Annotated in this window: 16 protein-coding genes; 12 read left to right on the plus strand and 4 right to left on the minus strand. The window is 69.4% G+C overall.

All coding sequences use genetic code 11. The features are described 5' to 3' along the window. Positions 1 to 18: 18 nt before the first annotated feature. Positions 19 to 1,056, minus strand: coding sequence for a hypothetical protein (locus VKQ35_RS08195; protein WP_324360394.1), 1,038 nt, complete (start codon positions 1,054 to 1,056; stop codon positions 19 to 21). 111 nt (positions 1,057 to 1,167) lie between these two features. Between VKQ35_RS08195 and VKQ35_RS08200 the strand changes: the two genes are divergently transcribed. Genes VKQ35_RS08200 through VKQ35_RS08210 form a run of 3 tightly spaced genes read left to right on the plus strand, consistent with a single transcriptional unit; the run spans position 1,168 to position 5,455 of the window. Continuing rightward, positions 1,168 to 3,153 carry a hypothetical protein gene (locus VKQ35_RS08200; protein ID WP_324360396.1) on the plus strand — a complete coding sequence of 662 codons (1,986 nt, stop codon included), beginning with the start codon at positions 1,168 to 1,170 and terminating at the stop codon, positions 3,151 to 3,153. After that, positions 3,150 to 4,175: a hypothetical protein gene (locus VKQ35_RS08205; RefSeq protein WP_324360398.1), complete on the plus strand. Its 1,026-nt coding sequence runs from the start codon at positions 3,150 to 3,152 to the stop codon at positions 4,173 to 4,175. Before VKQ35_RS08200 ends, VKQ35_RS08205 begins: the two co-directional genes overlap by 4 nt. Before the next feature lie 47 nt (positions 4,176 to 4,222). Continuing rightward, on the plus strand, positions 4,223 to 5,455 hold the full coding sequence (locus tag VKQ35_RS08210; protein WP_324360400.1) for a hypothetical protein: 1,233 nt from the start codon (positions 4,223 to 4,225) through the stop codon (positions 5,453 to 5,455). On the opposite strand, the gene VKQ35_RS08215 is transcribed toward VKQ35_RS08210, so the two are convergent. Next, complete coding sequence (locus VKQ35_RS08215; RefSeq protein WP_324360402.1) at positions 5,452 to 6,351, minus strand: DUF6270 domain-containing protein; 900 nt, start codon at positions 6,349 to 6,351, stop codon at positions 5,452 to 5,454. The two genes, VKQ35_RS08210 and VKQ35_RS08215, sit on opposite strands and share 4 nt — an antisense overlap. Positions 6,352 to 6,544: 193 nt before the next feature. Here VKQ35_RS08215 and VKQ35_RS08220 point away from each other — a divergent pair, with 193 nt between their 5' ends. From VKQ35_RS08220 to VKQ35_RS08235, 4 genes are all read left to right on the plus strand, one after another. Beyond that, entirely contained in the window at positions 6,545 to 8,233 is a 1,689-nt protein-coding gene (locus VKQ35_RS08220) for a type I secretion system permease/ATPase (RefSeq protein WP_324360404.1), read from the plus strand. Continuing rightward, on the plus strand, positions 8,230 to 9,600 hold the full coding sequence (locus tag VKQ35_RS08225; protein ID WP_324360407.1) for an HlyD family type I secretion periplasmic adaptor subunit: 1,371 nt from the start codon (positions 8,230 to 8,232) through the stop codon (positions 9,598 to 9,600). Before VKQ35_RS08220 ends, VKQ35_RS08225 begins: the two co-directional genes overlap by 4 nt. 212 nt (positions 9,601 to 9,812) lie before the next feature. Then, the gene (locus tag VKQ35_RS08230) at positions 9,813 to 11,858 is read left to right on the plus strand and encodes a calcium-binding protein (RefSeq protein WP_324360409.1); all 2,046 of its coding nucleotides are present in this window, start codon (positions 9,813 to 9,815) and stop codon (positions 11,856 to 11,858) included. Between the two features lie 176 nt (positions 11,859 to 12,034). After that, positions 12,035 to 13,687 (plus strand): glycosyltransferase family 4 protein, encoded by a 1,653-nt coding sequence (locus VKQ35_RS08235; RefSeq protein ID WP_324360411.1) that lies wholly within the window; start codon positions 12,035 to 12,037, stop codon positions 13,685 to 13,687. Positions 13,688 to 13,939: 252 nt separating this feature from the next. Here VKQ35_RS08235 and VKQ35_RS08240 read toward each other — a convergent pair whose 3' ends face one another. Both VKQ35_RS08240 and VKQ35_RS08245 read right to left on the minus strand, forming a co-directional pair. Continuing rightward, positions 13,940 to 14,941, minus strand: coding sequence for a M23 family metallopeptidase (locus VKQ35_RS08240; protein WP_324360413.1), 1,002 nt, complete (start codon positions 14,939 to 14,941; stop codon positions 13,940 to 13,942). 88 nt (positions 14,942 to 15,029) lie between these two features. After that, entirely contained in the window at positions 15,030 to 15,788 is a 759-nt protein-coding gene (locus VKQ35_RS08245) for a sulfotransferase domain-containing protein (RefSeq protein ID WP_324360415.1), read from the minus strand. A gap of 90 nt (positions 15,789 to 15,878) precedes the next feature. Here VKQ35_RS08245 and VKQ35_RS08250 point away from each other — a divergent pair, with 90 nt between their 5' ends. The 5 genes from VKQ35_RS08250 to rfbC all read left to right on the plus strand — a co-directional run bounded on the left by VKQ35_RS08250 (position 15,879) and on the right by rfbC (position 20,289). Continuing rightward, the gene (locus tag VKQ35_RS08250; protein ID WP_324360417.1) at positions 15,879 to 16,628 is read left to right on the plus strand and encodes an alpha/beta fold hydrolase; all 750 of its coding nucleotides are present in this window, start codon (positions 15,879 to 15,881) and stop codon (positions 16,626 to 16,628) included. 61 nt (positions 16,629 to 16,689) lie between these two features. Further along, the gene (gene rfbF / locus VKQ35_RS08255) at positions 16,690 to 17,457 is read left to right on the plus strand and encodes a glucose-1-phosphate cytidylyltransferase (RefSeq protein ID WP_324360419.1); all 768 of its coding nucleotides are present in this window, start codon (positions 16,690 to 16,692) and stop codon (positions 17,455 to 17,457) included. After that, the gene (gene rfbG / locus VKQ35_RS08260) at positions 17,445 to 18,509 is read left to right on the plus strand and encodes a CDP-glucose 4,6-dehydratase (RefSeq protein WP_324360422.1); all 1,065 of its coding nucleotides are present in this window, start codon (positions 17,445 to 17,447) and stop codon (positions 18,507 to 18,509) included. Before rfbF ends, rfbG begins: the two co-directional genes overlap by 13 nt. Further along, positions 18,506 to 19,750, plus strand: a complete 1,245-nt coding sequence (locus tag VKQ35_RS08265; protein WP_324360423.1) for a class I SAM-dependent methyltransferase — start codon at positions 18,506 to 18,508, stop codon at positions 19,748 to 19,750. Before rfbG ends, VKQ35_RS08265 begins: the two co-directional genes overlap by 4 nt. Next, complete coding sequence (rfbC, locus tag VKQ35_RS08270) at positions 19,750 to 20,289, plus strand: dTDP-4-dehydrorhamnose 3,5-epimerase (RefSeq protein ID WP_324360425.1); 540 nt, start codon at positions 19,750 to 19,752, stop codon at positions 20,287 to 20,289. Before VKQ35_RS08265 ends, rfbC begins: the two co-directional genes overlap by 1 nt. The last annotated feature ends 2 nt before the right edge of the window (positions 20,290 to 20,291 follow it).

The following is a 20,291-nucleotide window of genomic DNA, read 5'->3' on the forward strand; positions in this document are numbered from 1 at the left end:
GCGCTCGGCGTCCCTAGCTCAGCCGTCGGCCAGGATGGAATCGAGCCGCGCGCTGGCTTCGGCGGCGTCGCGGCGCAGGGCGTCGACCTCGGCCTGCAGGCGCTGCCGCTGGCCTTCCTCGTAGGCGAGCCGCTGGCGCACCTCGAGGAGTTCGGCGCGCGCCGCGTCGAGATCGCGGGTCGCCGGCGACACCAGCACGCCGATGTCCTGGCCGCGCTTGGCCAACTCGCGGGCGGCCTTGTCCAGGGGCGCGGGGCCCGGCGCCGCGCCGGCGGACGCGGTCTCGAACCAGCTCAGAACCTGACCGGCCAGCGCGCCCGCCCAGCCGAGGTCCTTCAGGCCCCCGGCCTGTTCGTTGTGGCGCAGCTCCGGCGTCAGGAAGCGGTCGATGGCCTTGCCGGCGGCCTCGGTCATCTTCGGCAGCGGCGCGCCATGGGCGGCTTCGATCCGGGCGACCTCGGCCCTCCAGTCCTTGAGCAGGCCGTCGTAGCTGACGAAGGCGCGCGGCAGGTCGCGGGTGTAGGCCTCCGCCGCCAGCATGTAGGCGCTCCAGATCAGCACCGACTTCTCCGGCGCAAAGCCGTTGCGCCGGGCCAGCGATCCGGCCACCGCCAGCGGATGGCGCACCGGGATCACGCAACGCGCGCCGACCTCCAGTTCAGTGAGCGCCGTGCGCCAGAACGGCATCAGGACGGTGACTCTGGGGTCCTTCAGCAGCGGATAGCGGACCTCGCCGTACTCCTCCTCGAACAGCGCCTCGGCGCGGTTCAGCCAGGTCCGCTCGGCCTTGAGGCTGAGCGGGCGATAGGGAAAGGCGAAGATGTCGTCCCAGGCCGCGCCGCCGGCCCGCAGGCGTCCGTCGTTGAACAGCGCGATCTTCCAGGGTTCGAAGTAGCCCTTGGCGTTGTGCTCGTCGCCGGCCATGACGTTTTCCGGCAGGGACGCGCCGGCCAGCGCCAGCACCTGCGTCACCGCCGAGGTGCCCGAACGGTGCATGCCCAGCACCAGATAGGCGGTGCGTTCGGACGTTGTCGCAGGTGATTTGGCGGTGCTCATAGGGCCTTGGCTGTACGCAGGGACGCTCGGCGCCGCAAGCTCCCCGCCCGGTTGATCGGTAGGCCCTTCTGTTGCACAGAAGCCCTTCTGCTGCAGAGGAAATCGCACCGCATGGCCGTCGTGGCCCCCGCCAGGATGTCGCCAAGCTCGTCACCTGAAGAGGTGCAGCGCGTGATCGCCACCGCGATCGACGGGGCCTTCTACCGGGCGGTCAATCCGGACCTGGCGGAGAGCGGGCTCGATCCCATCCATCACTACGCGGGCAGCGGCTGGCGCGAGGGGCGCGACCCCGCGCCCTGGTTCTCGACGCGGGCCTATGTGGAGGCCTATCCGGAGGTCGCCAAGGCCGGCTGGAACCCGCTGCATCACTATCTGACGGTCGGCCGCCGCGAGGGGCGCGAGATCGTCCGCTCGGTGCTGGCCGACGACTACCTGCTGCGCCGCGCGCGCCGGGGCGAGGAGCCCGCCTGGAATTTCGAGACCCTGCTCGGCGAAGGCCAGGCCGCCGACGCCGTGGCCGAGGAGGCCGCTCAACGCCACCGCGAGCGCACCCTGGCGGCCGGGGAGTTCGACGCAGCCTTCTACCTGGCCAGCAACGTCGATGTGGCCAAGACCGGGGTCGACCCGCTGGACCACTTCCTGGCCAGCGGCTGGCGCGAAGGGCGCGACCCGACCCCGACGTTTTCGGTGAAGGACTATCTGGAGAGCTATCCGGACATCGCCGCGGCCGACATCAATCCGTTCGTGCACTTCCTGGGCGCCGGGCGCGCCGAGGGACGCGCGGCGCGCACCGACCTCGGCTTCCGCTACGAGCTCATCAAGCGATTGGTCCCGGTCGAGGCGCGGGTGGCGAGCGTTGCGCGCGCCGAGGCCAAGCTGAAGCTCGGGACCGCCGCGGCGCTCGCCAAGGGGCTGGCCCAGGCCAAGACGGCGCTGCGCCATCTGCACGTGACCTTCAGCCACGACGACTACACGACCAACACCGGCGGCGTGCAACTTTGCCTGCAGCGCGAGGACGCGCGGATCGCGGCGCTGGGCCGCGACCACCTGCACCTCTACCCCGCCAAGCCCTGGCCGGTGGTGCGGGTGCGTGGCGAGGACGGTCATCTGGGCGTGCTGTTGAACGGCAAGGCGCTCGGCGTCTTTTCGCCCAAGACGGTGATCGCCGCGGTGGCCAAGGCGGCGGGCGCGGTGAAGAGCGGCAAGCGCAGCTTCGCGATCCACAGCCTCCTGGGCCACAACGCCGGCGAGACCGCCGACCTCCTAGCCGCGGCCGGGCTGAACGCCGGATTCTTCTGGCTGCATGACTTCGCCAGCGTCTGCGCCGGCTTCCACCTGATGCGCAACGACGTGGAGGACTGCGCCGCGCCGCCGCCGGAGAGCCAGGCCTGCGGCATCTGTGTCTATGGCCCGTGGCGCGCGCGGCACGTGGCGGAACATGAGCGATTGTTCGAGCGGCTGAGCCTGACGGTGGTCGCGCCGGCCCAGGTCACCCTGGATCTCTGGAAGGCGAGGGCGGGCTATCCGAACGCCGGCGAGATCGTCCTGCCGCACGCCCGCCTGGTCGAGCGCGGCCCCGCGCCCGCGACGCCCGCCGACCGCCCCTTGCGGATCGCCTACGCCGGCATGCCGGCGGCCCATAAGGGCTGGGAGATCTTCCGCGATCTGGTGGCCCGGCACGCCGATGATCCGCGCTACCGGTTCATCCATCTGGGCGGCCGCAGCCCGGCCGGCCTGCCGGTGGAGTTCCACAAGGTCACGGTGACCGAGGCCGCGCCGCGCGCCATGCAGCAGGCGATCGAGACCCACGAGATCGACGCGGTGCTGATCTGGCCGCTGTGCCGCGAGACCTTCTCGTTCATCGCTTATGAGGCCGTCGCCGCGGGCGCCGCGGTGATCACCGGGCCGGACAGCGGCAATGTGGCGGCCTTCGTCGCCGAGGGCGGCCACGGCGTGGTGCTGGAGGGCGAGGACGCGCTGGCCGCCGCCTTCGAGGCGGGCGACCTGGCGGACCTGTCGCGCGCGGCGCGCCAGCCCTTGGTCTACGACCTAGCGTTCAGCGCACTGACGGTCGACCTGCTGGAGGGCGCCAAATGAAGGTGCTCTGCTATTCCAGCTTCACCTTCTCCTACCTGAACCGCGCCCGGGTGCTCTACCAGACGCTGCGCCGCTTCCATCCGGACTGGGAGCTGGTGGCCCTGATCACCGACAGGCCGCCGGCCGGCTTCCGCTTCGACCCGTCAAAGGAGCCCTTCGACCGGGTGGTCTGGGCCGAAGATCTGGGCATCGCCGACTTCCAGGGCTGGCTCTTCAAGCACGACGTGGTCGAGGTCTGCACCGCGGTCAAAGGGCCGTTCATCCACCAGGCCTGCAGCTCCGGCGCCGACGCGGTGATCTACCTCGACCCGGACACCGCGCTGTTCGCCAGCCTGAGCCCCCTGGAAGCGATGCTGGAGGAGCACGACATCCTGCTCACCCCGCACCTGATCGACCCCAACGTCACCGCCGAGGCCATCGCCGACAACGACCTGTCGGCCTCCCGCACCGGCATCTTCAACCTGGGCTTCGTGGCGATCCGCACCACCGGCGAGGGCGCCCGGTTCGCCAAGTGGTGGAACGACCGGCTGTTGGACTGGTGCTACGACGACATGCCGGCCGGCCTCTTCGTGGACCAGCGCTGGTGCGATCACGTCCCGGCGCTGTTCGATCGCGTCAAGGTGGTCCGCGATCCCGGCTACAACGTCGCCAGCTGGAACCTTTCGACCCGCAAGCTCGCGGTCGGCAAGGACGGGCAGGTGACCGTCAACGGCGCGCCGCTCCGCTTCTGGCACTTCACCAAGCTGGGCCCCATGGGCGACGCCATGACCAAGAAATACGGCGCCACCAACTACCCGGTCTACGAGGTGTGGAGCTGGTACAAGCGCCAGGTGACCGCGGCGACCGACGCGGCGATCCCCGAGCGCTGGTGGGCGTTCGGGGCCTATTCCGACGGCGCGCCGATCGAGAAGGCGCACCGCGTCCTCTACCGCCAGCGCACCGACCTGCAGGCCGCTTTCCCCGATCCGTTCGCGGCCGGCGAGGGCGGCTACGCCCAGTGGCTGGAGCGTGAAGGGCTCTGAACGTTCGTCGCCTTGACAGGCGTAGACGCGAGCCCGAGACAACCGCCATGGCCAAGACCGCCGCGCCCGCGCCGAAACCCGCTGACTCGCCGCCGACCACCGAGGTGGCCGCCAAGGCCGTCGCCGTGGCCAAACGGGTCGCCGGGCTGCGCGCCGACCTGGCTCTGGCGCACAGCCTCGCCCACCAGGCGCAGGTCCGCGAGGCGCTCACCCGCAGCGAGCTGACGCTGGCCTTGTCCGAAGCCTTGAGGGCGCGCGCCGAGGCCGACGCCCGGGTCCGCGCCCAGATCACCCGCCAGCACTTCGCCGAAACCGCCGGCGAGGCGATCCGCGGCTACGGCCGGTACGAAAGCCATCTGGAGCGTCTGCTGCTTCGGCTGGGCGTCTGGGGCGACGCGCTGCTGATCGCCCGCACGGGGGTCTGGCGCGGCGCGGGCGGGCTCGCGGAGATGGCGGCCTACGCGCGGCGCGGCGCGGACCCCACCGCGCAGCCGCCGGCCCTGTTCGACCAGGTCTGGTACATGGCCTGCTACCCCGATACGGCGGACAAGGGCCTGGCGCCGCTGGTCCACTACCTGTTCCGCGGCGCGGTCGAGGGACGCTCGCCGCACCCGCTGTTCGATCCGGTCCACTACATCCAGGCCAACGCCTCCGACCTGCGGGGATCGTCCGGCACGCCGCTGGAGCATTTCGTGCGGCAGGGCGCGGTGCGCGGTCGCGACCCGCATCCGCTGTTCAACATCGCCTACTATCTGGGCCAGGACCCGCGGCTTGCGCCGCATGAGGATCCGGTCAGCCACTATGTGCGGATCGGCTGGCGCGATGGCCTTTCGCCGCATCCGCTGTTCGATCCGGAATGGTACCGCCGCCAGATGCCGCGAACGGCCAGCGAGATCGCGCCCCTGACCCACTATACGACCCTCGGCTGGCGCACGGGCCTGACGCCGCATCCCCTGGTCGATCCGGCCTGGTATCTGGAACAGTACGCCGACGTGGCCGAGGCGGGGTTCGAGCCGCTGTCGCACTTCCTGACCAGCGGCGCCGCCGAAGGCCGCTCGCCCAGCCCCTGGTTCGACACCGTCCACTACGTCAAGGCCCGCGGCGCGGGTCTGGCGCCGGGGGCCAATCCGCTGGTCGACTATCTGCAGGGCGGCGCCTGGGCGGTGGCCGAGGCGCGGCCGGGGTTCCCGACCGCGGCCTATCTGGCGCAGAGCCCCGAGCTGGTTGCGCAGGGCATGACCCCGCTGGAGCACTGGGCGCGCAAGGCCGTGAAGGCTTAGGCCGCCAGCGCCGGCTGCAGGCCGAGGTCGGCCAGCTGGCGCCAGATCTCGCCGTAGTAGGCCGGCACGTAGTGGAAGGGGCTCAGGCCCCAGAGATGCTCGTCGTCGGCCAGCCGCTGGGCCGTGGCTTCAACCCGCGCCATCGGCGGCATCAGCTGCGCGAACGCGGCCTCGTAGCGGGCCAGCAGCGCATTGTGCTGGCCGATATCGGCGGCCTGGCCCGGCAGGATCTCGACCCCGGCCACGCGGGCCTCGCGTCCCTGGGCGGTGCGGCGCCGCTCGGCCCAGCGCGCCGAGTGCAGGATCAGCTTCGCCCGCGCCAGCGGCGTGGCGCGGATGAAGGCCGCAAGCTCCGCCGCCGCCTCCAGCCACAGCCGGTCGCAGGCCGCCGACAGCCGCGGGATGCTGCGGGCGCCGCGGAAGGCCGGCTGCCGGCGGTAGCCGCTGGCCTCCAGCTCCCAGCTGTCGGTGATGAGGCTCTGGCCCACCGACAACAGGTCGAAGCGCTCGTCGATGAAGTCGAAGATCAGATGGGTGGGGCGAAACGCCACCAGCTCGGCGAGCGCGGTCTTGCGCAGGTCGGCGACGAGCGCCCGGTGCGGCTGTGGCCGCAGAGCCGCGGGCGGCCTGGCGGCCGGGCGGAAACCGGCGAGGGGTGTGGCAAAAAGGCTCGGAATGCTGGTTCGTGAGACGTACAGCATCGGGGGGAGCTCATCCGGCGCCGTCTTCGCAACCAACCCGCCACGGAACCGCCACAGATCACGGCTTATGCAGCTCCCCACAATGGCGACCCTAGACATTCGAACTCCCGGCCCAGCCTTGGGCGGCCGCGCCGAGGTTTCGCGCGACCGGACGGCTTCTAGCATGGGTCGCGCACGCCTTGGCAGGCGCGGCATTGACTCGGAGAGAGGCCCCACGCATCTCTCCGCCCGCTCCGGGCGTTGCGGGACCGGTGATCTTCGAGCGGCGGCCTTCGCGCCACGTTCATCCTTTTAGACGATCTCTTAAGTATAATTTGACGGTACGGACGGACGGCAAAGCTCGGCGCGCATGAAGATATTCAGCTTTCTCACGAATCAACCGGACAACGTGCTGACCCGCGCCCTGTCGGACGGGAAGCATCCGTTCGCGGTCGCCGCCTCGTTCAGCTTCTTCTCGAACGTGCTGTATCTGGCGCTGCCGCTGTACACCTATCAGGTCTACGGCCGCATCCTGATCAGCCAGAGCCTTCCGACGCTCATCGTGCTGAGTGCGATCACGCTCTTCGTCTTCGCGGTGTCCAGCGCCATCGACGACTTCAGGGCGCGCATCCTGATCAACTACGGGGTGATGCTGGACCAGCGGGTCTCCGGCAAGGTGTTCTCGGCCCTGTTCGACGCCTCGGTGCGCGGCGACCAAGCCGCCCGCGCCCAGGCGCTGCGCGACCTGGACAGCTTCCGCTCCACGCTGACCGGCACCGCCGCGGCGGTGTTCTTCGACGTGCCGTGGATCCCGGTCTTCATCATCGCGCTGTACATTGTCGCGCTGCCGGTCGGCATCCTGGCCACGGTCGGCGCTCTGGTGCTGCTGGGCCTGGCGCTCACGCAGGAGCGGATCATCCGCCCGATCCAGCGGGAGGCCGGCGACGGCCAGCTGCGCAGCTACGCCTTCACCGACGCAGCGCTGCGCAACGGCGAAGTGGTGCGCGCCATGGGCATGCTGCCGACGCTCGGCGGCTCCTGGGCCCGCCACCGGGCCGTTGCCATCGAGCGCGGCGCCTCGGCCGCCGAGGTCTCCAACACCTTCACCGACATCATCAAGGCGGTGCGCATGGGGATCCAGGTGCTGATCATCGCGATCGGCGCCTATCTGATCATCAAGGGCAAGATCCATCAGGGCATGCTGTTCGCCAACATGATCCTGGCCAGCCGCGCGCTTGCGCCGATCGAGAAGATCGTGGGCTCCTGGGACCCCCTGAACAACATGGTCCGCGCCCACGCCCGGCTGATGCAGCTGTTGTCGAAGGCCGAGCCGTCGGGAGGGTCGACCGCGCTGCCGCGTCCGAACGGCAAGCTCACTGTCGAGAATCTGAACTTCGCGCCGCCCGGAGCCACGAAGCTGCTCCTGGGGAACATCAACTTCGCCGTCGGGGCCGGCGAGACCCTGGGCATCATCGGCCCGTCGGGCGCCGGCAAGTCGACGCTGGCGCGCCTGCTGGTCGGCATCTGGCGGCCCAACAACGGCATGGTCCGGCTGGACAGCGCCGACGTGTTTTCCTGGGAGCGCGCCGATTTCGGCCGCTACGTCGGTTATCTGCCGCAGGACACCGAACTGTTCGCCGGCTCGATCCGTGACAACATCGCCCGCTTCCGCAACGACGCCAGCGACGCCGACGTGGTCACCGCCGCCCAGCTGGCCGGCGTGCACGACCTCATCCTGCGCCTGCCCAAGGGCTACGACACCGATGTCGGCGACGACGGCCACACGCTTTCAGCCGGCCAGCGTCAGCGCGTCGGCCTGGCCCGCGCCATGTTCGGCAACCCGGCTTTCATCGTGCTCGACGAGCCGAACGCCAGCCTGGACACCGAGGGCGAGGACGCCCTGATGCGCGCCATCGACGCCATGAAGGCCAACGGCGCCACCGTGGTGATCATCTCCCACAAACCCAGCATTTTCCGCGCCGCCGATAAGATGCTCGTCCTGCGGGAAGGCCGCATCGAGCTGTTCGGTCCGCGCGACCAGGTGATGAGCCGACTGATGAAACCGACTGAAGTGCGCGCCGTTGAGGCCGGACGATGAAACTCGACCTGACCCCCATCCGCTCCTCCTACGTCGCCCCGACCTTCGGCGACGACAGGCTGCCGATCGACCCGGTGCTGCAACAGCGCCTGCGCCGGCCGATGATCGTCGGCGCGGCCGTCATCGGCGTGCTGGTGATCGGCCTCGGGACCTGGGCGTCGCTCAGCCCGCTCAGCACCGGCGTCTCGACCCAGGGCGAGGTGCGCGTCGAATCGAACAAGAAGACCGTGCGCCACAAGGATACCGGCACCATCCGCCAGATCCTGGTGCACGAAGGCCAGCACGTCCGCGCCGGCCAGCCGCTGATCCTCTACAACGACGTCGAGCCGCGCGCCGCCTACGACGTGCTGCAGAACCAGTACGACATGGAAGAAGCCCAGGTCGCCCGCTTCAGCGCCGAGGCCACCGGCCGCGCCGCGCCGGAGTTCCCCGCCGACCTGATGGCCCGCATGTCCGATCCGCGGGTCGCCGGGATGATTCGGGACCAGCAGGTGCTATTCACCACCCGCGCCCAACTGTTCGCCAGCCAGAACTCGGTGCTGCAGCAGCGGCTCGACCAGATCCAGAGCCAGATCGACGGCCAGGAAATCCAGGTCAAGTCGACCGATGAGGCGATCCAGTACGCCCAACAGGAACTGGATGGCTACGAGACCCTGTACAACAAGGGCTTCGCGCCCCTGCCGATGATTCTGCACGCAAAACGCGCGGTCGCCGACCTGGTGGCCCACAAGGGCTCCCTGCAGTCCGACGTCGCCCGCCTGCACCAGCAGTTGGGCGAGACGCGCATGCAGATGGCGCAGAATCGCGACACCCGCACGAGCCAGGCGGCCGAAGGCCTGCGCGACGCTGAGGCGCGGCTCACCGACGCGGCGCCGCGCCTCACCGCGGCCAAGGAGAGCCTCGACCAGACGGTCGTGCGCGCGCCGGTGGACGGCTATGTCTTCAACCTCACCCAGTTCACCAACGGCGGGGTCACGGGTTCCGGCGAGACGCTGCTGGACGTGGTGCCGGCCAATGCGCCGATCATCATCACCGCCCAGGTCCAGCCGCAGGACATCAACAAGGTGCACGTGGGCATGGAGGCGCAGGTGCGCCTGACGGGCTTAAATCAGCGCTGGCACGGTCCCATGAAGGGCGTGATCACCATGGTTTCGGCCGACAAGATCACCAACGAGAAGGCCGGCGTGTCCTTCTACCGGGCCGATATCCGGGTCGATCCGAAGGAGCTCACCAAGCTCAAGAAGGACACCGAGATCACGCCCGGGATGCCCGCGTCGGTATCGCTGGTGAGTGGCAAGAAGACGGTGATGGGCTCGCTCATCTCGCCGATCACCGACACCCTCCGCGGAGCCCTCTCGGACCAATAGATGCGTCTCGGTAACAGGGCGTAAGTGGAAGGAATCCACGGCCTTTTTGCTGTTGCGTAAATGGCGGGCATCCGATAGGTCTTCCTCGGGCTCGTTTAACCTGCGCCGCAGCCATGCTATGGCGCGTGGGATAAATGGATCGCCGGAACTGCCTCATCGGGGATGGGGGTCAGACATTCCGGGGGTTCGTGTGACACAGACTGGAGAGATCTATGGCGACTTATTTCTTTGAGACCATCACCGCGGCGCAGGCGGCGACGTTCAATACGGCGGGCGGCGACCAGCTCGTCTTTACGAACTCGACCTCGTCCGGCCACCTGATGACGGTGCTCTACACCCAGCCGACCGCGCTGGTGCCGGAAACCATCACTCTGATCGACAACTCGGACGGCAGGGCCGTCACCTTCGGCCCGGGCCTGCAAGGCGCTGGCTTGACTGGCCACGCGGTGATCTTCCCCGACGGTTCCGACCTGGTGGTCGGCGTCGACGCCGTCGGCGGGAACGATACCGACATTGTGAGTTCGGGCGGCGGCGCCGCGGCGGTGCTCAATGCGACCTCGAAGGGCGATGGCTTGTTCGGTGGCGCTGGCGACGACACCATGGTTGGTGGCGCAGGCGGCGACCTGATCCAAGGCAACCAGGGCAACGACTCCTTGGTCGGCAGCGGCCTCGACACGAACGGCAACCCGGTGGCCGGCAACGGCCTGTCGAGCGATGGCAACGACACCATCTTCGGCGGTCAAGGCAACGACTCCATCTTTGTCGGCGGCGGCAACAATTTCGCCCAAGGCAACCTGGGTGACGACACCATCACTGCGGTGGGCGCTGACACCTCGACGACCCAAACCCTGCTGGGTGGCCAAGGCAACGACCAGATCACTGGCGGCGCCGGCAACGACATCCTGTCGGGCGACCTCGGCAACGACACCCTGAACGCGGGTACGGGGGGCAACGACAGCCTGGCCGGCGTTGGCGGCAACGACAGCCTGACCGCCTCCGGCGTCGCCGGCAACGACACCATGGACGGCGGTATCGGCAACGACACCCTGGTCGGCTCGACCGGCCTGAACAGCCTGACGGGTGGCGACGGCAACGACTCCATCGACCTGACCGGCTCGACCACCGCCAGCTTCATCGAAGGCAACGCCGGCGACGACACCATCACCGACAGCAGCACCGGCGGAGACACCCTGCTCGGCGGCCAAGGCGATGACTCGATCTCGGTCACCGGCGCCGGCAACAAGCTGATCGACGGCAACCTTGGCGACGACACCATCGTCGGCACGGGCGCTCTCGGCGACGACACCATCAAGGGTGAAGACGGCAACGACAAGATCGACATGCACCTTCAGACCGCGGGCGATGACAACATCGACGGCGGAACCGGCAACGACAGCATCCTGCTCGGCGCCGGTAACGACACCGTGGTTGGCGGCGACGGCAACGACACCGTCAGCGAAGCGGCTGGCGGCAAGGACAACATCGACGGCGGCAACGGCAACGACTCGGTGACGATCGCCGCGGCCGGCAACGACACCGTCACGACCGATGCGGGCAACGACACGATCGACGCCCACACCGCGACCGGCAAGGACAACCTCCAAGGCGGCGACGGCAACGACAAGATCTTCTCGGGCACCGGCAACTCGACCATCACGGGTGGCATCGGCAACGACTCGATCACGACGGCCGGCGGCAACAACAGCATCGACGCGGGTGACGGCAACGACACCATCGTCGCTGGCGCCGGCAACGACACCATCACCGGCGGCACCGGCAACGACATCATCCACGCGGGCGGCCATGCCGTTGGCGGGAGCGACGTCCTCTCCGGCGGCGGCGGCGGTGACCTGTTCACCTTCGCGACGGGCGACTCGCCGGTCTCGGGCGGTGCGTCGACGGCGGGTGTGGGCCTTGGCGCCACCGGCATCGACCAGATCCGGGATTGGGCCGGCGGCACCACCGCGGCGCCGACGAACTTCCTGGAGTTCACCAACGCGATGGCCACCCCGACGCCCTTCGCGGCGGGCTCGGTCTCCAACTACATCGAGACCGTCGGCACCGACTTCAACGACGCGGTCGCTCAGGCCAACAACCACCTGGGCTCCGGCATCTACGTCGCGGTGCAGGTTGGCAGCGATGTGATCGTGTTCGCCGACACCAACGCGGACGGCCACATCACCACGGCTGACGACGCGGTGACCCTGGTCGGCAAGACTCTCGCCGACATCGACTTCACGAACATCGTCGGCAGCTAAGCTCAGCTTCGACGAAAAAGTCTGGGGCCGCCCTTCGGGGCGGCCCTTTTCTTTTGCGCCCTATTCCGTTGCGGCCTGTTCTTTTCCGGCCGGGAATTCTTTAAGACCCCTTCCCATCAGACGGCGGCCTGACCGGGCCGGCCAAGCCAAAGGCGCCTTCCGGCGGCCACATCGCGATGAGCAACGCAGCCCTCCTGCTGCATACCGACGCCTTCGTCACCGACCGCCCGAACCTGCTCGGACGGCAGTCGGCCGGCGAAAGCTTCCTGCGCGGCTTCATCCGCCACGCCGATGTCGACCAGTTCTTCTTCTGGCAATACAGCGGCACGGAGCTTGGCGAGCTCGACGCGGCGGTGCGCCAGGTCGCTCCCATCGACAAGCCCTACCGCTGGCTGAACGCCAGCCAGCGCGGCCTGCTGTCGGAGGTGGGCGTGGCCAACCTGCCCGAGCCGACCATCGACAAGGAGGCCTGGGCGCGCCATCCCTACGGGACCCACGCCTATTCCATCTGCGGCCTGACCCACACGACGGCCACGCCGCGGACGATGGACAATATCTCCAACCTGCTGCTGTCGCCGCTGCAGGATCACGACGCGCTGATCTGCACCTCCAGCGCGGTGCGGGCCAGCGTCGAGACCCAGCTCGACGGCGTGCGCGACTACCTGGCCGCCGACTATGGCCCGCGCGGCCGGCCGGAGCCGCAGCGGGTGACCATCCCCTTGGGCGTCGACACGGCGCCCTTCGCGGCGACGCCCGCCCAGCGCAAGGCCTGGCGCGAGCGCCTGGAGATTCCGGACGACGCCCTGGTCGCCCTCTTCGTCGGCCGCTTCAACGCCGCGGAGAAGATGAACCCCGCGCTGATGGCGATCGCCCTCGAAAAGGCCGCCCAGCAACTCGGCCAGCCGATCTACTGGGTGAACTCCGGCTGGGCCGGCACCGACGGCGAGGCGGCCAACTATCACAACGCCACCCGCGCGCTGTGCCCCTCGGTGACCTATCTGGTCGTCGACGGCCGCCCGCCGGACGTGCGCTATTCCATCTGGTCGGTGGCCGACTTCTTCATCAGCTTTTCGGACAACATCCAGGAGAGCTACGGCCTGACGCCGGTCGAGGCCATGGCCGCGGGCCTGCCCTGCGTGGTCACCGACTGGGACGGCTATCGCGACACCGTGCGCGACGGGGAGGACGGCTTCTCGATCGACACCACGGCGCCGGCGCCCGGCGACGGCTTCGATCTCGCCTACTGGCACGCCAACGGCTGGTGGACCTACACCGACTACGTCGCCGCCGCCGCCCAGCTCACGGCCATCGACTTTCGGCAGGCGACGCAGGCGATCTGCGCGCTCGCCGGCAATCCCGACCTGCGCCGCAAGCTCGGCGGCCAGGCGCAGGCCCGCGCCCGCTCGGTCTTCGACTGGTCGGCGATCGTGCCCCAGTACCAGGCGCTGTGGGCCGACCAGAACGCGCGCCGCACCGCCGTCCCGGCCCCGCCGGGGATCATGAACAACCCCTTCCGGCCCGACCCCTTCCGCCTGTACGCCAGCTATCCGACCCGGCATCTGGCCAAGGACTGGCGGGCGACCCTGGCGCCGGGGACCGATTGGCCGGCGGCCAAGCCGCTGCTGTCGGGGCCGCTCGCCGCCTATGGCGGCATCAACCGCCCGACCCTGGAGGAGTCCGAACAGATCGTGAGCTGGCTCGCCACGCGCCCGGGCGCGCTGGTGAGCGAGATCGCCGAGCTTTTCCCGGCCTGGCGACAGCCGGCGATCTTCCGGGGCCTGCTGTGGATCGCCCGCTTCGGCGTCATCGAACTGTTGCCGCCAGCCTGAAGCGGGAGAAATTGTCCACGAACCACACGAACCACACAAACGGGGCGCGACCTGAGAGGCCCGCGCAGCGGGCAGTCCTTTTGCAAACCGCGGAGAACGCAGAGAACGCGGAGGAGAGCATGACCGCACCATCCGTGCGATTGGCGCGGCTTCTCTGCGATCTTTGCGTTCTCTGCGGTTGAATAGACTGAGCCTCCGCTCCGCGGAGTCTCGAGGCGCGAACCCGTTCGTGTGGTTCGTGGACGATCTTCCTCAGAGCGTGGTCTGCCATCGCTGGCTGAGCGCGATTGCGCCCGCGCGGCGGACCTCGACCACGGCGGCATAGACCCCGCGCACCCAGCCCTGCGGCGGGCGCTTGTGGCCCAGCGCGACCGGCACGTCGTCGCGATTGGTCGCGAGCGGCGCGAGCGTGCCCGACCCCAGAACCTTGCCATCGGGCCCGAAGATGCGGACCTGCACCACGTCGCCCGCCTCCAGGCCGATCAGCCGGGCGTAGGCCACCAACGCCGCGGCGTCGGTGCTGGGCGGCGGCGCCGAGCGCGCCTCGATGGCGGGGCCCGCCACCATGGCGGACGAGAAGCCGGTGTTGAGCACCGCGCCGCGTTTGTAGGGCATCGCGTCCGCCGCCGCCGGGGTCCACAGGGACGACGCCTCCGTGGCGCAGCCGCTAAGCGCGCCGGGCGCGAAGGGATCGACGACCTGGTTGTCGTGGCGCACGCTGAAATGCAGATGCGGGAAATCGGTGCTCCCGGACAGGCCGACCCGCGCCAGCGGCTGCCCGACGGCGACCATGTCGCCCAGCTTCACCTTCAGGCTGCCGTTGGCCAGGTGGGCGTAGTCGAGGATCCAGCCGCCGCCCAGCGCGATGCCCACCCGGTTGCCGGCCATGTGCCCCGCGACCGAAGGCGCGCCGGGCGCGCGGATCGAGACGTCCGGCACGCCATCGCGCACCGCGATCACGCGGCCGGGCGCGGCGGCCAGGACGTCGACGCCGGCCCGCTGGGCGGCCATGTCCAGGATCCGGATGTCGACGCCGTCGTGTTCGGGCTCGGTCCGGCGTCCGCAGCGGTAGTCGAGCAGGCCGGGCCCGGGATCGCGGTCGACGTAGTGCTGGATCTCGCAGCTGCGGCCGATCTCGCAGGCCACCGGAAAGGCGAGCTTCGGCGCGGGCGGCTGGGCCTGGGCGACGCCTAGGCCGCCCAGCGCGATGCCGGTGGCGAGGGCGAGGCCGGCGGCGGACGGCGCCAGGCGCATGGAAGACCTCCCTGGGTGACAACGGCGCCGGACCCTCGCGGGCGGGCGCGACGAAACTGTGGCCTTCACCCCCTGGCTTTCTTGGGGTCTAGGCGAAGCGGATGCCGGCCAGATCCGCCAACCGCTCCGCGTCCCGCGCGTAGACGGTCCGCAGGTGGGCGATATCGGCCGCGGTCGGGGCGGCGCCATAGTCCATCTCGCGGCCCACGTGCACCTCGCGGTGCGCCGGCGCCGGGCCCTGGGGCAGGCCGAGGAAAGCGCGCACCTGACCGAGCGTCGCGCCCGGGTCGGCCCGCAGGTCCGCCGACTTCAGGATCAGCAGCTGATCGCGCGCGAAGAGGCGCAAGGCCCGCTCCAGCTGCTCGCCATAGAAGCCGCGCTCCACATAGGAGACCTCGCGGTCGAAACCCCAGGGCTGGGCGCGGGGCCGCTCGCCGGCGAACAGCCGCTGGCGGCCCTCGCGGATGCACCAGGCGAAGGGCTTCGTCTCCACGCCGCGGGCATATTCCATCTTCCAGTGCGACCAGGCGCGCTCGACCGGATCGCGCAGCATGACGATGAGCCGGACCGCCGCATTGTAGGCGGCGATCCGCTCCAGGCTGTTCGGCCAATAGAGGTAGATCGGCGTCGCCTCGCCGCGCAGCCGGCCATCGGCGGCCCCGAACTGGGCGTGATAGGCGCGGTAGTCCGGCGCCGCCCAGTCCTGGTCCTCGTCGTCGAAGAAGTGGACCTCCTTCTCGCGCGACAGGGACAGCCCCGGCTCGTCGCCCAGATAGTCGAAGAGCGCGGTCGTGCCGCCCTTCTGCACGCCGGCGACGATGAAGGCGACTTTCGGATCGGCGGCCATGTCCTGGGTTCCTCCCCTGGTTCCCCATCCTTGGTTCCGCCGGCCCGCGAGGCCTTGCAAGCCCAAATCCGATCGGGCCTAACAGCGGCGATGCCCACCGTCAGAGCCCAGGGCCTGAAGAACTACACCGTCGTCACCGGCGAAGGTGAGATCGTCTTCACGGCCACGCACCCTGATCCGAGGGTCTTGATGTTCCACGGTTTCATGCGCCAGGCGAACCATGTCCTGCACTGGCGCGACCTGATCGAGGACATCGGCTTCGTCCACCTGCCCGGCCATACCTTTTCGCCGGTGCTGGCCGAGACCTCCATCGAGGGTTGGATTCGGGCTTTTCGCGAGATGACGACCATCTTCAGCCGGCCGCCTCTGATCATCGCCGAGAGCCTGGGCGCGATCGTCGCCATGTCGATCCCGGCGCGCGCGGTGATCGCGGTGGATCCGCCGCTGTCGGTGGAGAACCTCTGGCCCGTGCAGCGCGCGATCCGGCGGGCCCGCGCGCGCGGTACGCAGGTCAGCGCGGAGCTGGAGGCGATGTTCGACGCGCCGTTCAACTGGGTTCTCGACCGCATCTCGGCGCCCACCCTGCTGCTCGCCGGCACGGAGCCCTTGCTGCCGGAGCGGCGCATCGACCGCTCGCCGCCCAGCATCCTGACGGACGACGACTTCGCCGCCTATGCCGCGCACCCGATGGTCGAGTCCCGGCGGATCGAGGGCGGCCACGACCTTCTGGCCGCGAACCCTGAGGGGGTGCTGGCCGCGGCGGCGTCTTTCATGGCGCGTCATGGCTACCCCGTGCGTCCCGGCGTGCAAGGCGGGCCGTTTGAGGATCGGGCTTCATAGGCCCCGCACGGCGATGTAAGAGGGCGTCAGCTTCGCGCGCCCTGACAGGATAGATGAGACGATGAAGACGGTGATCCTGGCGGGCGGCCTTGGCACGCGCATCTCGGAAGAGAGCCACCTGAAGCCCAAGCCGATGATCGAGATCGGCGGGCGGCCGATCCTGTGGCACATCATGAAGCTCTACTCGCACTACGGCTTCAACGACTTCATCGTCTGCCTTGGCTACAAGGGCTATGTGGTGAAGGAGTATTTCGCCAACTACGTGCTGCACAACGCCGACCTGACCGTCGACCTGGCCAAGGGGGCGATCGAGTACCACGCCACCAAACACGAGCCCTGGCGGGTGACCCTGGTGGAGACCGGCGAGAACACCATGACCGGCGGCCGCGTGAAGCGCGTGGCCGACTATCTCGACAAGGATGAGCCGTTCTTCCTGACCTATGGCGACGGGGTGTCCGACGTCGACCTGAAGGCGCTGCTTGCCTTCCACAAGGCGCACGGCAAGGCGGCGACGGTGACCGCGGTCCTGCCGCCGGGCCGCTATGGCGCGCTGGAGATCCAGAACGACACGGTGCGGCGGTTCATTGAAAAGCCGCCGGGCGACAACGGCCTGATCAACGGCGGCTTCTTCGTCGTGGAGCCCAGCGTGCTGAACCGCATCGCCGACGATGCGACGATCTTCGAACGCGAACCGCTGGAGGGCCTGGCGGCCGACGGCCAGCTCGCCGCCTATCCGCACGAAGGCTTCTGGGCGGCGATGGACACCTTGCGCGACAAGAACAATCTCGAGGCGCTGTGGGCGTCCGGCGAGGCGCCGTGGCGGCGCTAGACGCCTCGTTCTGGCGCGGCAAACGGGTCCTGCTGACCGGCCACACCGGGTTCAAGGGCTCGTGGGCGGCGATCTGGCTGCACGGGCTGGGCGCGGACGTCACCGGCCTGGCGCTCGCGCCCGACCAGACGCCCAGCCTGTTCGAGCTGGCCGGCGTCGAGGGCCTGATCGACTCGCGGATCGTCGACCTGCGCGATCCCGCGGCGATCGAGACGGCGCTGAAGGGCAGCCACATCGACCTTGTGCTGCACATGGCCGCCCAGCCGATCGTGCGCACGGCGATCGCCGACCCGGTGTCGACCTTCGCCAGCAATGTGATGGGGACCGTGCATCTGCTGCAGGCGCTGCGGGCTCAGAAGCGGCTGAAGGCGGTGCTGGCGATCACCTCGGACAAGGTCTACGCCAACGCCGAGACCGGCCGCGCCTTCACCGAGGGCGACGCGCTGGGCGGCAAGGACCCTTATTCGGCGTCCAAGGCCGCCACCGAGATCGCCGTCCAGAGCTTCGCCAGGAGCTATTTCGAGCCGGCGGGCACGCCGCTGGCCACCGCGCGGGGCGGCAACGTCATCGGCGGCGGCGACTTCTCCGTCGACCGGGTGGTGTCGGACATCGTGCGCGCCGCGCGCAGCCAGCAGCAGGTGATCCTGCGCCATCCCGAGGCGACGCGGCCCTGGCAGCATGTGCTGGACTGCGTGGCGGGCTACCTCGTCTATCTGCAGGCGCTGGCCACCGATGGGGCGGCGACGCCCCGGGCGATGAACTTCGGCCCCCGGCCCGGCGGCCGCGAGGTCACCGTCGGCGAGCTCGCCACGCTCGGCCTGGAGGCGCTGGGCGCCCAGCCCTGGCGGCACGAGCCGGACCCCAGGTCCATCGAGGCGACGTCGCTGGCCATCGACGCCAGCCTGGCCGGACGCACGCTCGGCTTCGAGAGCCGGTTCGACGCGCCGGCCGCCGTGGCGCTGACCATGGACTGGTATCGCCGCCAGGCGAACGGCGAGGCGGCGCTGGACTTGTGCCGAGGCCAGATCGCGGCCTACGAAGGCGCCCCATGACCGAAACGCCGCCTCTCTGCCGCTTCTGCCGCACGCCGCTGACCCACACCTTCCTGGACCTCGGCCGCCAGCCGCTGGCCAACAGCTACCTGACGGCCGAGCAGCTGGCCGCCGGGACCGAACAGGCCTATCCGCTGCACGTGCGCGTCTGCCACAACTGCTTCCTGGTGCAGGCCGACGACGCCGTGCCGGCCGACGCGATCTTCGACGCCGACTACGCCTATTTCTCCTCCTATTCGACCAGCTGGGTGGAGCACGCCAAGCGCTATGCTGCGGCGATGACCGAGCGGTTTGGTCTGGGGCCGGAGTCGCTGGTGGTCGAAGTGGCGAGCAATGACGGCTATCTGCTGAAGCATTTCGTCGAAATGGACATACCGGTGCTGGGCGTCGAGCCCACCGCCAACACCGCCCAGGCCGCGATCGCCGCCGGCGTGCCGACCGAGATAGCCTTCTTCGGCGAGCTGACCGGGCAGATTCTGGCCGCGCGGGGCGACAAGGCCGACCTGATGGCGGCGAACAATGTGCTCGCCCACGTGCCCGACATCGGCGACTTCGTCGCCGGGTTCCGCGAGGTGCTGAAGGACGAGGGCGTCTTGACCTTCGAATTCCCGCATCTGCTGAACCTGATCCAGAAGGTGCAGTTCGACACCATCTACCACGAGCACTTCTCCTACCTGTCGCTGCTGGCGGTGGAGCAGGTGCTGCGCGCCAATGGCTTGAGGCCGTTCGATGTCGAACGATTGGCCACCCATGGCGGCTCGCTGCGGCTGTTCTGCTGCCACATGGGCTCCGGCCACGAGGAGGCCGACGCCCTGGTCGCCCTGCGCGAGGAGGAGCACGCCGCCGGCTTCGACCGCATCGAGAGCTACGCCGGCTTCGCGCCCAGGGTCGAGGCGGTGCGCGCGAGCTTCCGGGCGTTCCTGGCCGCGGAAAAGGCGGCCGGGCGGCGGATCGCCGCCTATGGCGCGGCGGCCAAGGGCAACACCTTCCTGAACTACTGCGGGACCACCACCGAGGACATCGTCGCGGTGTTCGACGCCAGCCTGGCCAAGCAGGGCCGCTTCCTGCCCGGCAGCCACCTGCCGATCCTCAGCCCCGCCGCGGTGCGCGACCTCCGGCCCGACGACCTTCTGATCCTGCCCTGGAACCTGAAGGACGAGATCATGGGGCAGATGGCCTTCATCGCCGACTGGGGCGGCCGCTTCGTCACCGCCTCGCCGGAGACCAAGGTGGTCGGCTGATGCGGTTTGCGCAGACCGCCATTCCCGGCGTCCTCATCGTCGACGTCGACGCGCATGAGGACGAGCGCGGCGCCTTCGCCCGCCTGCAGTGCCCCGACGAATTCGCCGCCGCCGGCCAGCCCTTTGCGCCGGCGCAGACCAGCCTGTCGCGCAACCCGCGGGCCGGCACGCTCCGGGGCCTGCACTACCAGCCCGCGCCCCACGCCGAGACAAAGCTGGTGCGGACCGTCCGTGGACGGATGTTCGACGTGGCTCTGGATCTGCGGTCCGGCAGCCCGACCTTGGGAAAATGGTTCGGGATCGAACTATCGGCGGACAATGCACGCGCCCTGTTCATCCCGGAAGGTGTCGCGCACGGCTTCCTGACGCTCGAAGCGGACACCGACGTCCTCTACCAGATCGCCCCGAAGTTCGAGCCGGGCCATGAGGCCGGCGTGCGCTGGGACGACCCGGCCTTCGCCATCGCCTGGCCGCTCGCACCGGCATTGATCTCGCAGCGCGACGCGACCTACCCTGACTACCGGCGGTCTGGCGACTAGGG

It is taken from the genome of Phenylobacterium sp. (genome assembly GCF_035309685.1).
GTDB lineage: Bacteria > Pseudomonadota > Alphaproteobacteria > Caulobacterales > Caulobacteraceae > Phenylobacterium.

Bases quoted from the DNA above. Each gene is read 5' to 3' on its own strand.
- VKQ35_RS08205 (WP_324360398.1), top strand. From the start codon at position 3,150: ATGAAGGTGCTCTGCTATTCCAGCTTCACCTTCTCCTACCTGAACCGC.
- VKQ35_RS08215 (WP_324360402.1), bottom strand. From the start codon at position 6,351: ATGCCGCGCCTGCCAAGGCGTGCGCGACCCATGCTAGAAGCCGTCCGG.
- VKQ35_RS08230 (WP_324360409.1), top strand. From the start codon at position 9,813: ATGGCGACTTATTTCTTTGAGACCATCACCGCGGCGCAGGCGGCGACG.
- VKQ35_RS08265 (WP_324360423.1), top strand. From the start codon at position 18,506: ATGACCGAAACGCCGCCTCTCTGCCGCTTCTGCCGCACGCCGCTGACC.
- VKQ35_RS08210 (WP_324360400.1), top strand. From the start codon at position 4,223: ATGGCCAAGACCGCCGCGCCCGCGCCGAAACCCGCTGACTCGCCGCCG.
- rfbF (WP_324360419.1), top strand. From the start codon at position 16,690: ATGAAGACGGTGATCCTGGCGGGCGGCCTTGGCACGCGCATCTCGGAA.
- VKQ35_RS08235 (WP_324360411.1), top strand. From the start codon at position 12,035: ATGAGCAACGCAGCCCTCCTGCTGCATACCGACGCCTTCGTCACCGAC.
- VKQ35_RS08225 (WP_324360407.1), top strand. From the start codon at position 8,230: ATGAAACTCGACCTGACCCCCATCCGCTCCTCCTACGTCGCCCCGACC.
- rfbC (WP_324360425.1), top strand. From the start codon at position 19,750: ATGCGGTTTGCGCAGACCGCCATTCCCGGCGTCCTCATCGTCGACGTC.
- VKQ35_RS08245 (WP_324360415.1), bottom strand. From the start codon at position 15,788: ATGGCCGCCGATCCGAAAGTCGCCTTCATCGTCGCCGGCGTGCAGAAG.
- VKQ35_RS08250 (WP_324360417.1), top strand. From the start codon at position 15,879: ATGCCCACCGTCAGAGCCCAGGGCCTGAAGAACTACACCGTCGTCACC.
- VKQ35_RS08195 (WP_324360394.1), bottom strand. From the start codon at position 1,056: ATGAGCACCGCCAAATCACCTGCGACAACGTCCGAACGCACCGCCTAT.
- VKQ35_RS08240 (WP_324360413.1), bottom strand. From the start codon at position 14,941: ATGCGCCTGGCGCCGTCCGCCGCCGGCCTCGCCCTCGCCACCGGCATC.
- VKQ35_RS08200 (WP_324360396.1), top strand. From the start codon at position 1,168: ATGGCCGTCGTGGCCCCCGCCAGGATGTCGCCAAGCTCGTCACCTGAA.